This is a genomic window from Chryseobacterium sp. HR92 (assembly GCF_045689405.1).
GTDB classification, from domain to species: Bacteria; Bacteroidota; Bacteroidia; order Flavobacteriales; family Weeksellaceae; genus Chryseobacterium; species Chryseobacterium viscerum_A.
The window spans coordinates 2,265,400-2,279,270 of record NZ_CP139139.1 but is presented as its reverse complement, the minus strand read 5'-3'; the positions used below and the strand labels follow the sequence as shown (position 1 = coordinate 2,279,270).

General features: G+C 35.8%; 13 protein-coding genes. All 13 read right to left on the bottom strand.

From position 1 onward, the window contains the following. Positions 1-42: 42 nt before the first annotated feature. On the bottom strand, positions 43-972 hold the full coding sequence (locus SFA27_RS10240) for a UbiA family prenyltransferase (protein ID WP_052184563.1): 930 nt from the start codon (positions 970-972) through the stop codon (positions 43-45). A gap of 10 nt (positions 973-982) precedes the next feature. Continuing rightward, a complete protein-coding gene (locus SFA27_RS10235) occupies positions 983-1,909 on the bottom strand; it encodes a mevalonate kinase (RefSeq protein ID WP_407297971.1) in 927 nt (308 codons plus the stop codon). A gap of 133 nt (positions 1,910-2,042) precedes the next feature. Then, positions 2,043-4,205, bottom strand: coding sequence for a M12 family metallo-peptidase (locus SFA27_RS10230; protein WP_407297970.1), 2,163 nt, complete (start codon positions 4,203-4,205; stop codon positions 2,043-2,045). A 180-nt stretch (positions 4,206-4,385) separates the two neighbouring features. Then, complete coding sequence (locus SFA27_RS10225) at positions 4,386-5,876, bottom strand: MFS transporter (RefSeq protein WP_047374457.1); 1,491 nt, start codon at positions 5,874-5,876, stop codon at positions 4,386-4,388. 106 nt (positions 5,877-5,982) lie between these two features. Then, a complete protein-coding gene (locus tag SFA27_RS10220) occupies positions 5,983-7,161 on the bottom strand; it encodes an acetyl-CoA C-acyltransferase (RefSeq protein WP_047374454.1) in 1,179 nt (392 codons plus the stop codon). Positions 7,162-7,217: 56 nt separating this feature from the next. Beyond that, positions 7,218-7,628: a hypothetical protein gene (locus SFA27_RS10215; RefSeq protein ID WP_407297969.1), complete on the bottom strand. Its 411-nt coding sequence runs from the start codon at positions 7,626-7,628 to the stop codon at positions 7,218-7,220. Between the two features lie 3 nt (positions 7,629-7,631). Next, on the bottom strand, positions 7,632-8,036 hold the full coding sequence (locus SFA27_RS10210; RefSeq protein ID WP_047374449.1) for a hypothetical protein: 405 nt from the start codon (positions 8,034-8,036) through the stop codon (positions 7,632-7,634). A gap of 149 nt (positions 8,037-8,185) precedes the next feature. Continuing rightward, positions 8,186-9,280, bottom strand: coding sequence for a hypothetical protein (locus SFA27_RS10205; protein ID WP_047374447.1), 1,095 nt, complete (start codon positions 9,278-9,280; stop codon positions 8,186-8,188). A gap of 79 nt (positions 9,281-9,359) precedes the next feature. Continuing rightward, positions 9,360-10,067 (bottom strand): hypothetical protein, encoded by a 708-nt coding sequence (locus SFA27_RS10200; RefSeq protein ID WP_407297968.1) that lies wholly within the window; start codon positions 10,065-10,067, stop codon positions 9,360-9,362. Then, positions 10,033-10,587 carry an RNA polymerase sigma factor gene (locus tag SFA27_RS10195; RefSeq protein ID WP_407297967.1) on the bottom strand — a complete coding sequence of 185 codons (555 nt, stop codon included), beginning with the start codon at positions 10,585-10,587 and terminating at the stop codon, positions 10,033-10,035. Before SFA27_RS10195 ends, SFA27_RS10200 begins: the two co-directional genes overlap by 35 nt. A 113-nt stretch (positions 10,588-10,700) precedes the next feature. Beyond that, the gene (locus SFA27_RS10190; RefSeq protein WP_047374441.1) at positions 10,701-12,083 is read right to left on the bottom strand and encodes a nucleoside permease; all 1,383 of its coding nucleotides are present in this window, start codon (positions 12,081-12,083) and stop codon (positions 10,701-10,703) included. A gap of 22 nt (positions 12,084-12,105) precedes the next feature. Next, a complete protein-coding gene (locus tag SFA27_RS10185) occupies positions 12,106-12,705 on the bottom strand; it encodes a bifunctional nuclease family protein (protein WP_047374438.1) in 600 nt (199 codons plus the stop codon). Positions 12,706-12,894: 189 nt separating this feature from the next. Next, positions 12,895-13,842, bottom strand: a complete 948-nt coding sequence (locus SFA27_RS10180; protein ID WP_047374436.1) for an electron transfer flavoprotein subunit alpha/FixB family protein — start codon at positions 13,840-13,842, stop codon at positions 12,895-12,897. Positions 13,843-13,871 lie beyond the last annotated feature (29 nt).

Sequence of the window (13,871 nt, the reverse complement as noted above, 5' to 3'; positions counted from 1 at the left end):
AGGCAAAGGTAATAATAACCTCAGTTTATTTAAAGAATTTTTTTATAATTTATGCTCTATTCCATTTAAAAGCATTGCAATAATTCCTACGAAAACCCAGAATCGTAATATATTTAACGTGAAGAAGTTACTTCTTCGGGAATCATTGATAAGAAGATAAATACATAATATCATGATAAAAAGTCCTCCGGCAAAATAGTAGGCCATGAATCCGGTAACACCGGTTTTGGTAATAAGTTTCATGGAAACTGCCATTGTAACCACGAGTAAAGAAGACAGGATAATTTTTGTATTTCTGCTTTTAAAATAATTAGGAATGGTGGTATACCCAAACGTTTTGTCTACACTTCTGGTAAGGGTATCTTTCACAATATCAATGCACAGCAAAATAAGGAAAAGAAAAACAGCCATAAGGAATACCTTTTTTGAAAAAGTTTCGTAGTACACCATCATTCCAAAGAATGGATACAAGGTAAGGCTCACAAAGGTAAGATTGTTTACAATGAGTATTCGGCTCAGTTTATGGCTGTAAAACCACATAAAAAACTGATAAACTACAAAAAAAACAAATACATTATGGGAAATCATCCAGGCTACTCCCAAAGAAATAGCACTGAGTGCCAGATAAGCGTATAGAAAATATTTCTGCTTGATAAAGCTCTGAACCCTTGTTCTGAAAGGCTTTACGATGTGGTCTTTCTCCAGATCATAGAACTGATTGATTATCCCTCCGGCCAGAATGGTAAGAACCGTACAGAAAATAATGCCGTGTACTTTGAAATCAAAGACGAATTTTCTGAAAGATTCATCCTGATTAAATAAGAAAAAAGTGGAAACATAGAGGGCAAATGTCAGCAGAGCTGCTACAAAAAACCGTGCTCCGAGCAGAAAGCCCACAAATTGGGAAAATCTGTACAGGAAAGATTTTGATATATAATTTTTAGATTGGAAAGTTTCTTTTTCAGAATTCATTCCAATCTTTTTAAAATCTGTAAATCACTTCTTTCTGGAAGCCTTCAAGCATTTTTTCTGCTTTTGCATAGTCTTTGGTAAATCCTAAGATATAACCGCCTCCACCGCTTCCGCAGAGTTTAAGATAATAAGCGTTAGAATCCAGACCTTTTTTCCAGATGTTGAAGATACTTTCAGGAATCATAGGACGGAAATGTTCATAGGCCCAGTGAGAAAGTTTTTTCAGGTTTCTGAAGAAAGGATTCATATCTTTTTTAAGGAAAGATTCAATACATGCGTTGTTGTAACGGATAAATTCTTCTTTCAGAGTCTTGCGGAAACCTTCTGTTTTCATTTTTTCAAAGAAAATCTGAATCATAGGACCTGTTTCCCCTGTTATCCCAGAATCAATAAGGAAAATGGCTCCTTTTCCTTCTTCTCCTTCTGGAATATTTACTCTGCCTAAATTTTCTTTATTTTCGATAAGAATCGGAAGATTCATGTAACAGATCAAAGGATCCATTCCTGAGCTTTTTCCATGAAAATAGCTTTCCATTTCACCGAAAACAGCTTTTAATTTTTTAAGATTATCTTTTGAGATGCTCTCAGGATTCAGTTTGCTGATTGAATATTTTTCAAAAATAGCAGCTACCAAAGCTCCCGAACTTCCCACTCCGTATCCCTGAGGAATATTGGAATCAAAGAAAAGTCCGTTAGAAATATCATTTTTGAAACTCCCAATATCCAATTTAAAATCGTCGGAAAGATCAAGTGCTGTAAGATATTCAGAATATTTCTGCAGATGTCTGTTGGAATTAAGTTCAAATTCAGAACTCAGATCTGAAAATTTCAAAGTCCCTTTATAGAAGCTGTAAGGTACTACAAGCCCCTGGGAATCTTCAATCATTCCATATTCTCCAAACAGGATTATTTTTGCATAAAATAGAGGGTTGGTCATTTTGACAATAAATCTTTTTGCAAAGTTAAAAATTATTTCGCTGAATATAAGCAAAACTCAGGCCGAAATTTCTCTATTAAATATAAGAAAAAAGCCTGAGATTATCAGGCTTTTATAATAAATTATTTAAAAATTACTGTTTGATCAGCTTTTTGTTGATGGTTTGCCTCTCTGTTTCAATGGTAATCACATAGTTTCCAGTCTGAATTGAGGAAAGGTTTATTTCCTGTTTATTTCCTTTTAAAGAAGAATCTGAAACTATCAGTCTTCCAGCCTCATCATAGATTTTATACCCTTTTAGTCTTTCTTTTGAAGACAGGGTTATCATATTTTTGGCTGGATTCGGATAAATATTGACTGAATTACTTTTTGTATTGGTATCTTCTACTGCTAAAACACTGCAAGAGAAATTCACATTCCATCCGTTTCCAGTAACGCCTCCATCTGAAACAAATCTTACGGTAATTGCACCTGAAGGATCTGTAGATGTAAACGGTCCAGGTAGTGTACTTCCACTCAGATTATTCCCATTGGCAAATAGTGGTGAAGCCGTAGAAGGGCCGTTATACACATACATAAAATCGTACCCCTGTTCAATATCGAATGCAGTAAATGTCATTGTCATAGATGAACCGGGAGTAGGATAAAATGTTTTTACAAGGTCTTCATTATCTTTATATTGCCCCGTGAGACCTCCTGTATCCAAAAACGGAGTTCCATCACACCATGCTCCGTCAGTCAGGAAAAGCTTTGATAACTGGAATGCATTTGGTCCGCTGCAATCTGTTCCCACACTTAGTCTGTAATAAGATGCCGGTTGTAAATTTGAAAAATTAAAAGACTGTGTATTAGCATTTCCGGAAGATACTGCCGCTCCGTTTGCTGTTGTCAGTTTATATTTCCATGCTGTTGAAAGAGCATCTGTAAAAGTGGCATTTGCAGAAGTCTGTGTGATATTGTTAATGTTAAAATTCGTTATAGATGTAGGGCAAGACGTCGTACAGTTGGTACCAAGACAGCCTTTTGAATCTATTGTATTTTTGATCAATGTTCCTGGCTGTACACCAAAGCCATTCGCAAAATTAATCCCTACACTGCTTACCAAATGGCAGTAGCTCATAATAGTTCCACCGCCTGCAGGAGGAAGAGCAGCAGTACATCCTTCGTTATTTCCTGAAGCAGGTCCACAACCATCAATAGCTGTATTATTTCCGTTCCAGAAGCATGAGTGAGTATGCGGTGATCCTAAATTATGTCCAAGTTCATGTGTCATAGCTTCTATATTCCATGAATAGGTTGGTACATTTTGATAGCTAAAATTCATACCGCAATAAGAATACTTGTAACTGGTACATAATGAATTTACATATGCAATACTGGTTGTAGCCGGATTTCTTAATAACTGAGCCACATCTCCGTTAAAAGTGGTTCTGGTGGTTCTAAACTGGCTCAGAATTGTGCTTGGTGAGCCGGCGTAAGGGTCGGTAGTTGTCCAAACAAAAACTTCGCTTAAAGCCACATTAATATTCTCATTTGCATACAAGGTTGCAACATTATTATGCATAGCAGTAACCCAATTCGTAGTAGTAGTTGTATTGCTTCCATTTTGGGTATATGGACCGAAACCTGCTTCATAATATATTCTTACGCAGTTGTCTGTTTTCTTTTTACTGGTATTGTTAGGATTGAAAACGGGTCTCTGAACCTGGTTTTCTTTCAATCCGTCTACATCACAGGCAAATGGATTAGATCCTGTTAATTTAGAATCTGAATAGCTTACAAAATCTTCAGAATTTTTAGCTTTTCCTACCACAACATTTCCTAATTCTAGTGTAGAAGCAACACCTACAATATCATCATTAAAAAAACTAAAGGCAACAATAGAGGTATTATCTCCTTTTACAATTCCCTGATAATAGACCCCCGGGGTATATTCTACTGTTTTACTCTTATCGGTAACTACTTTAAAATCGCTGGTTAAGATCTGATGTTTGTACATTTCAACAGTGATCTGTCTGCTGCCATCAAAGGGAAAAGAGATTTCAAGAAAATCAGGTTTTTCTTTGATTAATCTTTTCAATTCTGCAGACTTCAAAGACATAACAGTAATATCTGCTGCTGCCCGTTTGTATTCGGCTATTTTATCAGCCGTTTTATTGGTTTCAAATAAATCGTAGGTTTTAAGTTCCGTTTTCCGATTATGAAATTCCAAAACTTTTTGAGCAACGGGTTTTAAATTTTGAGAAAAACAAAGAATAAAATATTGCAGAAAGCAAATTAATAGAAACTTTTTCATGATTTTGGTAATTTTATCTGTTTTTCACAAATAAACAAAAAAAATCAACACATAGTGAAAAACTACTATTATATTCTAGTATTTATAAAAAGTCTACAAATAAATCAAATCAAATGACAAAACAAATGTTTTTTATTCGTTAAAATAAAAAAAGACGTTAAAAATAACGTCTTTTCTTTTTTATAATGTTTCTCTGTTGGTTCTCATTTTAACCTTCAGGAATCTGATTAAAACTAATCCTGCTGCAAAGAATATGGTCATGGACAATGCCGCGATACGCATATTATTGAAATGCTCAATTAATGTTGCAAAGATGAATGTCCCGATGATGATCGCAATTTTCTCCAATACATCATAGAAACTGAAGTAGGTTGTGTTTTCCATCGAGTTTTCAGGAAGCAATTTTGAATAGGTAGATCTGGACATCGCCTGAAGACCACCCATTACTAATCCTACCACTGCAGCTACTCCATAGAACTGGTATTCTACCGTTGGATTTTCTTTATTCAGGAAATAAGCCCAGAGGCAAGCAACAATCCATAGGATGATAGCAATTGAAATAACGTTTTTGTTCCCGATTCTCTTAGATAGCCTTGAGAAAATAACAGCTCCGATAATGGCTTCAATCTGAATAACCAAAAGGGTTCCGATCAGTTTATCCTGAGCTAGATTGATCTCACTCTTTCCGAATAAGGTTGCCATAAGGAAAATCGTCTGCATTCCTACACTGTAAAAGAAGAAACTCGACAGGAAGAATTTAAGATTTCTGTCTTTGAAAAGCTCTCCTCCTACTTTAAACAGTTCGTGAAAACTTTCTTTTGCAATATCTTTATAGAAGCTCAGATTATCTTTAAATACTTCAAAGAATCCTCCCTGTTCTTCATGCTTTTTGAAGATGTTCTTATAATTCAGTAATACAAGATCTTTAGGAAGCTTGTCTTTCACATCCCCAAACTGAGGAAGGTGTTTGAATGTATATTGAGAGAATCCAAACCACCATGCTCCCGTTAACAGGAAGCTGATTCTTGTAAATAGTAACTGCTGAGCAGCTCCTTTAGCAAAAACCTGAATCAGAACCAAGCAGATTACTACTAAAACTACAGAACCAATATATCCGTAGACATATCCTCTTGCAGAAAGTGCATCCTGCCTGTCCGGTGTGGCAATATCCGGAAGAAAGGAGTTATAAAACACCAAGCTTCCCCAGAAGCCGACACTGGCCGTAATACTGAAGAGAAGTCCCAGAAATACATTGTGCATCCCTGTAAACATGGCTAATCCCATACATGATGTTGCTCCCAGATAGCAGAAAAACTGAAGGAAAGATTTTTTGTTTCCGATAGTATCTGCCAATGAAGATAAAAATGGAGACAACAATACTACAATAAAGAATGATATGGTAAGTGAATATCCATATACAGCATCCGGCTGATATCCTTCTCCAAAAATTTTGATTGTATGTCTTACCGGAACATCAATCCATGTTTTGGTTTCGGCTATGTATTCCTTTTTCTCGTACGCTGTGGTAAGGATAGAGTAATAAATAGGGAAAATAGTAGAGGTAATGACCAGGGAATACACGGAGTTTGCCCAGTCATATACAGCCCAGGCTTTCATAATCTTTGGATTATTCTTTATGTTTTTAGGCTGTCGATTCTCAGTTTCAGACATTTCAAATATATATTAGTAGCACAAAAATAGAAAAACCATTAAGAAATGGATAAGTTTTTAAAAAAATTATCAATTCCTTAATGGTAATATATTCGTAAACAGAATATTAGATATTTTCAATCACGATAGCAGAAGCTCCTCCACCACCGTTGCAGATTGCTGCTGCACCGTATTTTGCGTTATTTTGCTTTAAAACGTTGATTAATGTAACAATGATTCTTGATCCAGAACTTCCAAGTGGGTGTCCTAATGCTACAGCTCCTCCGTTTACGTTTACTTTAGCAGCGTCTAATCCTAAGATTTTGTTGTTGGCTAATCCTACTACTGAGAAAGCTTCGTTGAATTCAAAGAAATCGATATCAGAAACTTCTAATCCCGCTTTTTTAAGAGCGATAGGTAAAGCTTTTGCTGGAGCAGTTGTAAAGTTTTCAGGCTCATGTGCTGCATCAGCGTAAGAAACGATTTTTGCAAGAGGCTTCAAACCAAGTTCTTCCATTTTTTCTTTGGAAACAAGGATCAATGCAGAAGCTCCATCATTCAAGGTAGATGCGTTAGCTGCTGTTACTGTTCCTTCTTCTTTTTTGAATACGGTAGGAAGTGTTGAAATTCTGTCGAAGTTTACTGCTTTGTATTCTTCATCTTCAGCAAAGATTACAGGTTCTCCTTTTCTCTGAGGAATAGAAACCGGAACAATTTCTTCGTTGAATTTACCTTCGCTCCATGCTTTTGCTGATCTTTTGTAAGATTCTACAGCAAAGTTATCCTGATCTTCTCTTGTGATATTATAGTCTACTGCACATTTTTCTGCACATACTCCCATATGTACTTTGTTGTATACGTCTGTAAGACCGTCAAGCACCATCCCATCAAGCATTTTGATATCGCCTAACTTTGTAGCCACTCTTGCATTGTAATAATGAGGAACTAAAGACATATTTTCCATACCTCCTGCAACAATTACTTCTGCATCACCAGCTTTGATCGCCTGAGCAGCCATTGTTACAGCCTTCATTCCTGAAGCACATACTTTATTGACTGTAGTAGAAGGTGTATTGATTGAAAGACCTGCTCCTAAAGCTACCTGACGAGCCGGCGCCTGGCCTTCTCCTGCCTGCAGAACATTCCCCATATAAATTTCCTGAACAGCATTAGGATCTAAACCAATTTTATCCAGTGCTCCTTTTACAGCAGTTGCTCCCAGTTTTGTAGCAGGAACTGTTGACAAGCTTCCCATAAAACTCCCCATAGGTGTTCTTACTGCGGAAACGATGAATACTTCTTTCATGTATATAATTTTTATTTTTAACTAAACGGAACAAAGTTCCATTTTATAGGTTGAATTTATTTTACTTTTACATAGACCACGTCAAACTGAGTTCCTTCAATTTTAGTATTAACTTTCAGAAGGTTATCCTGAGTTGCTAAAATTTTATTATTGAAGACGTCTCCTATCTGTACGGGATTATTTTTATCGGATTTCTCCATAATGATTGCTTTGTAGTTGCAGTCATCCACAAAAACCAATGTTGATTTGATATAGTCTTTCCCATTATTGAAATATTCGGTCTGAACATTATCCTTAATGGTCATATGCCATATTCCTTCCGGGTAATTGGGTCTTACAAATTTCCCTTCTTTGATATTGGCACATTTAGCCGGATTATCCGGTTTTTTCTGATCTGTTGTCTGAGCGTTAACCTGTGCGGCTGCCACCAACAAAATTCCTGCGGAAAATATTTTTAAAAGGTTCATTTTTTATAGTTGTGTGCGATTATTTACTTTTTTGCTCCCTCCTGCAAAAACCAAAAGAAAAGCACCTAAAAATTCTACAGCCCAGCCCCATTTCAGTTTAACGATTCCAGCAAAAGTTTCCTGCCAGGATTTGAATGGTAAAAAGCTAAAGTATTGCAAAGACTGCATCTTCACAGCGAATAAGGTAAATGCAAATAAAAGGATAAGCAGAATACCAAAAAACCTTACGATTTTCACACTGTTATTGACAATTCCAAAGACTGCGCATGCAGCAAATATCCAACATGCAATGGCCAAATAATGATCAAGTTTCCAATAGTTCCAGTTCCCAATAACAGGTACATGTACCAAGGGTAAAAAACTGCCTATAATTACTAACAGTAATCCTAATAACTGAATATTTTTCATATTTACTAAAGTGCCAAAATACAAAAAAAAACACACTTTTAAATAGTGTGTTTTAAAAATAGAATTTCCTTACCCGAACACTTGTTAGTTATAAAAAAGTTTTAATATTTTTACTTATTATACAAAGAAATTAGTTATTTATTGCCAAATTAAAAATTAACATTTGCGATCTCTATCCCAATCTGAAGTCCATATTTTTTCTTTAGCAAAGCATTATTATTAAACGCCGGGGTAAAGTCTTTCTGAATAAACAGGTTGAACCCCGCATAGCTGATTCCTAATTTCCCTCCGAAAACAAGATCGTTCACTCCATGCATCACTTTTTCTCTTTCAACAATTCTATCGGAAAACTCGTTAGAATACTTGGAATAATTCACACTTCCTATTTTCAAACCTCCATAAACACCCAGGATAACAGACAACTGTTTTTGATTGTTATCCAGATATTTCACCCCTTCATAATTTTTATATTTTGGGTTTAAAACAAATTTCAGATCGACAGGAACGGTTAAATAAGTATTGTAAAGCATACTCTTTTTAAGGTTTCCGCGGTCAAAATCGCCAACGAATAAGGTATATTTATCTTGTTTGAATGCCTGCCCGTATTTTGGTGTAAACTGGTCTGATCGTACTCCCAATCCGAACCGGTAGAAAAAAGGACTGGTATAGCTTCCGATCTGATTACCGTACCATAATGTCAGCTGCCAGGAATTGATAACACTGTTTTTTATATCAGAATTCTTGCTGTAAAAATCAAAAGGCTTATTCTTTGAAGTTAATCCTGCTCCACCCATACCCACTGAAAGTTCTAAAGTTTCGAGATAGTTTTTCGGATTATTCTTTTTTTTCCGCTCGTTGAGTTTCATATTAAATCCATTCAGTCCCAGCCAAAGTTGGTTTCTTCCGGATTTTACTGAATCTTCAGATTTAAAAACGGCATCTTTAACCAGTTCTTTGGTTGCCATTTCAAGATCCTGCTTTTGGGAATCTATTTTTTCATTAATAATCTGCTCATATTTTGAAGCGATTGCTGTGCGCTGTTTTTGTTTTTCATCAGGTGTGATTTTCTTTTCTTTAAAGCTCTTATCAATCTGATCCAGTTCTATATTCATTTTGCCTTTTTCAGACATCACTATACTGTCAATTTTTTTTGAATAGACACTCAGGTTATTATCCTGAGTTTCCTGGCCAAATCCATAGCTAAAAGCTATTACAGCAGCCATCAATAGTAATTTTGGTTTCATATTTTTATTAATTTTAAGACAATATTTGATCACTGTCCTTATTCCGGGGCAGTTTTTCTGTGATATAAAGGATAATTATTTATTTGCTTTCCAGTGAGTCAGTGTAGACTGTTACACCAAAGATTTTAAAAGAATTGGGGCTTTTAACTTTAATTTTAGTCATATCAAGTGCTCCGAATTTTCTGGTATCTGTTCTGTTCTCTTCCCGTTTTTTTTGAAACTCTCTTCCCTGCAGGAGTTCATCAGCATTAATATATTCCGTCTTTTTAGTTTCTACAGGAGAAGCTTTGTCTGCTATAGATATTAGCTCTTTTTCCAATATAGGGGCTTTAATCTCATAATCAGCAATTATAATCTGCTCTTCTTTACTTCCGCTTAATCCTTCTTTCTGCAAAATTTCTTTTTGTTGATATACTGTAGGACTGTCTGGAATTTCTTTTATACTCTTTTGATTGGTATTTTTTTCTGTTTTGATATTCTGAACGACATCTATTTCCTGATCCGTTAAGGGTGTTTCCGTACGCTCTTTTGGCAGTTTTGTATGAACGATCGGATTGTCTGTATTGACAGGATGATTTCCATTAAAATAAAGTAACCCTCCTACCGAAACCAACAGAACTAATATGGCTGCATATTTCCACCACTGAAAAGCCTTTTTAGTGCTTACATCAGTACTTTTCTCTTCCCCCCGGTCTATTTGCTCTATCCTGCCCCAAAGATCTGCGGAAGGCTTTATTTCAAGCTTTTCGTAATCAGATTTTAACTGTTTCAGTATTTCTTTTTTCATTTTCTTTTGCTTTTAAAAATTCAGCAAGCCATTTTTTTGCCTTGCTCAACTGGCTTTTGCTTGTTCCTTCAGAGATATTAAGAATTTCAGCAATTTCACTGTGCTTTTTATCCTCAAAGACATGTAGATTAAAAATCAATCTATATCCTATTGGCATCTGGGAAAATATTTCTTCAATATTGAGTTCTTCCGGATATTCTTCATCAGGGGTTTCACTATAATCATCGGCAATTTCCACATCTGCATAGAGAATATTTTTATTCTTCCGGATGAAGGTGATAGAATCATTAACGATAATTTTTCTAAGCCAAAACGGAAAACTTTTCCCGTCTCTGCATTCATTTATTCTGGTAAAGCATTTCATAAATGCATTCAGGAGGATATCTTCCGCATCATGAAGGTTATTGACATAAGAATTTGCAATGGCCAGCATTTTGGGAGCAAACATTTCGTAAAGAGCTTTCTGCCCTCTCCGGTCTTGTTTTTGAGCCAATAAAAAATTCTCTTCGATATTCTTCATGTTTCAGTTTCTATCTATAAGACGGTCTATTTTAAAAAAGGTTGCCTGAAAATAAAAAAAATTGCATTTTTTTTCAAAAATGCAATTTAATATCTTAATAATGTTAGTTTTAATTAATGTTTTACTGATGAAACATCTTCCGGGTTATGTTTGTGTTTAAACAATACAGCAAAGAATATAGCCAGCACCAGCGAATAAATGGCAAATGAAAGCCATATCTGCTGCCAGTCTTTTACCATCACTACAGACGAAAGGGTTCCATCTGAATTAACCGCTGCATTGAAACTGTTTTTCAGTATTTCCAGGAAAGTAGGATTATCAGGGGTTGTTTCCAGATAAGTAGACAAATCTGAAGCGGTTGTAAATTTATGGGTAAAGAATTTATCAATAGCCCAACCTGCAATATAACTTCCAAAAACAGCTCCGAAACCGTTGGTCATCATCATAAATAACCCCTGAGCTGAAGAACGTATTTTTTTATCGGTAGTTGTTTCTACGAAAAGTGATCCTGAAATATTAAAGAAATCGAATGCCATTCCGTATACAATACATGAAAGGATAATCAGAGAAAGTCCGAATCCGTCCGGAACGCCATATGCAAAGAATCCGAATCTTAACACCCATGCCAGCATAGACATCAGCATTACTTTTTTTATTCCGAATTTCTTCAGGAAAAAAGGAATCGCCAAAATAAACAGGGTTTCTGATACCTGAGAAATTGACATGATGATAGTAGATCTCTGTACTACAAATGAGTCAGCATATTTAGGAAAATGGGCAAATTCACTTAAGAAAACATCTCCATATGCATTGGTAAGCTGAAGCGCTGCTCCCAAAAGCATTGAAAATAAAAAGAACAAAGCCATTTTATAGTTCCCAAAAAGTTTGAACGCATTCAATCCTAATTGTTCAGATAATGGCGAGTTTTTATCAATCAACTTTTGTGGCGGACATTTTGGTAAGGTAAGAGCATAAATTCCTAAAAATATTGCTACAGCCCCTCCAATATAGAACTGTCCTTCCGTAGCTTTGTTTCCACTAAGGTTAGTGATCCACATGGCCACAATAAAACCAATGGTACCCCATACACGAATAGGCGGAAAATCTTTTACTACATCCATATTATTATTTTTCAGGATCGTATAAGAAATAGAGTTCGCAAGTGCAATAGTTGGCATATAAAAGCACATAGCCACAAGCATTACCGAAAAGAAAGAATTCGGGTCTGCAGAATGAGGTAATATAAAAAGGATAATCCCATAAAGGATATGTAATACTGAAAATATTCGTTCCGCATTAATCCAGCGGTCAGCAATAATTCCAGTAATGGTTGGCATAAAGATGGAAGCAATTCCCATTGTTCCGAACACAGCTCCAAACTGAGTTCCTTCCCAATGTTTTGTACCAAACCAGAAGTTTGCCATCGTAATCAGCCATGCTCCCCAAACAAAAAATTGAAGAAAACTGAGGATGGTCAGTCGTAATTTTAAATTCATAGTTTATATAAAAAGTATCTCTTTAGTCAATTGTCTTTTTCCTTCTCTTGATTTCTTCCTGAATTTCAAGAGCAGTATCATAGTCTTCTTCTTTTACGGCATCATCCAGTAATTTCTGAAGTTCTTCCATAGAAAGAGATTTTAAGTTATCTTCTGTTTGTACAGTTTCTGAGAAAGATTGTTCTTCTTTGGAAACATCTTCCAGTTCTAATAAAATCCCGGCTTCATTCAGAACCTGCTGGGTAGTAAATATGGGTGCATCAAATCTTACTGCCATGGCAACAGCATCAGAAGTTCTGGCATCCAGAATAAGTTCTTCTTCGTTCACTTTATTTTTAAAGTTGATATTTGAAAAGAATACTCCGTCTACAATCTGATAGATAATAACAGAAACCAGCTCATAGTTGGCAGAGACTATAAATTTTGTAAATAAATCATGAGTAAGAGGACGCGGTGGATGAATATCTTTTTCCAATCCGAGAGAGATAGACTGGGCTTCGAAATTTCCTATAACAACAGGTAATTTTATATGTGTTTCTTCATGCTCCAATAACAATGCATAAGCCCCCGACTGGGTCTGGCTATACGATATTCCGCGAATAATTAGCTGTTTATAATCCATAGCTACAAATATAGATTAATTTTTTATTGTGATTTTACTTTTTTACGCAAAAATAAAAGCCCGGAAAGCCGAGCTTTTATCTGTATTGTTGATGATTGTCAAACGTCAATAGTGAATTTTGCTTTGCAAGTGAATTATTTAATTAAAAATTGACGAGCAAAACGAATTGACTATTCACAATTCACTTTCTTATCCTTTTATTGCTTTAATTTTCTCTGTTAATGCAGGAATAATCTGGAAAGCATCTCCTACTACCCCGTAATCAGCAGACTTGAAGAATGGTGCTTCAGGATCACTATTGATTACTACGATAGTTTTTGAAGAGTTTACTCCGGCAAGGTGCTGAATGGCTCCTGAAATCCCTACAGCAATGTAAAGATTCGGAGAAATTGCCTTACCAGTTTGTCCTACGTGTTCTGTGTGAGGTCTCCATCCGATGTCAGAAACCGGTTTAGAACATGCTGTAGCTGCTCCTAAAACGTTTGCTAAATCTTCGATCATTCCCCAGTTTTCAGGTCCTTTAAGCCCTCTACCAGCAGAAACAACAACTTCAGCTTCTTTAAGGTCTAGTTTACCTGAACTCTGCTCGTGAGAAATCACTTTAGTATCTTCATTAGCTACCGATAAGTTTTTCACTTCTTCTGAACCAGATACTGCATTTTCTTTAACACCGAAAGCATTTTGAGAAACGGTAACAATTACTCCGTTTCCTTCAGCTTTTGCATGCATAAAACCTTTTCCTGAGAATGCTCTTCTCTTTACCTGGAAAGGAGAAAGGCTTTCAGGAGCTTCTAAAGCATTAGTGATTAAAGAATAGTTCTTCATTACAGAAAGCATTGGCGCAATTGAAGAAGCATCAGTAGTGTGAGGGAAAACGATGATGTTTCCGTCTGCTACTTCACTTACAGCCTGTGCGAATGCTTTTGCTGAGAAGTTCTTAAGACCTTCGTCTTTGATATTGATTACATTTGATGCTCCATATTTGTATAATAAATCTGAAGAATCTGTTGGGTTTACAGAGATTGCCGTAACGGTATCTCCAGCTTTATCAGCAACAGCTTTAGCGTAAGAAACTGCTTCAAAAGCTGCTTTTTTGTAAACTCCGTTTATATTTTCTGCGTATACGAATACTGCCATTGTTTTACATTTAATAATTAAAAGATTGA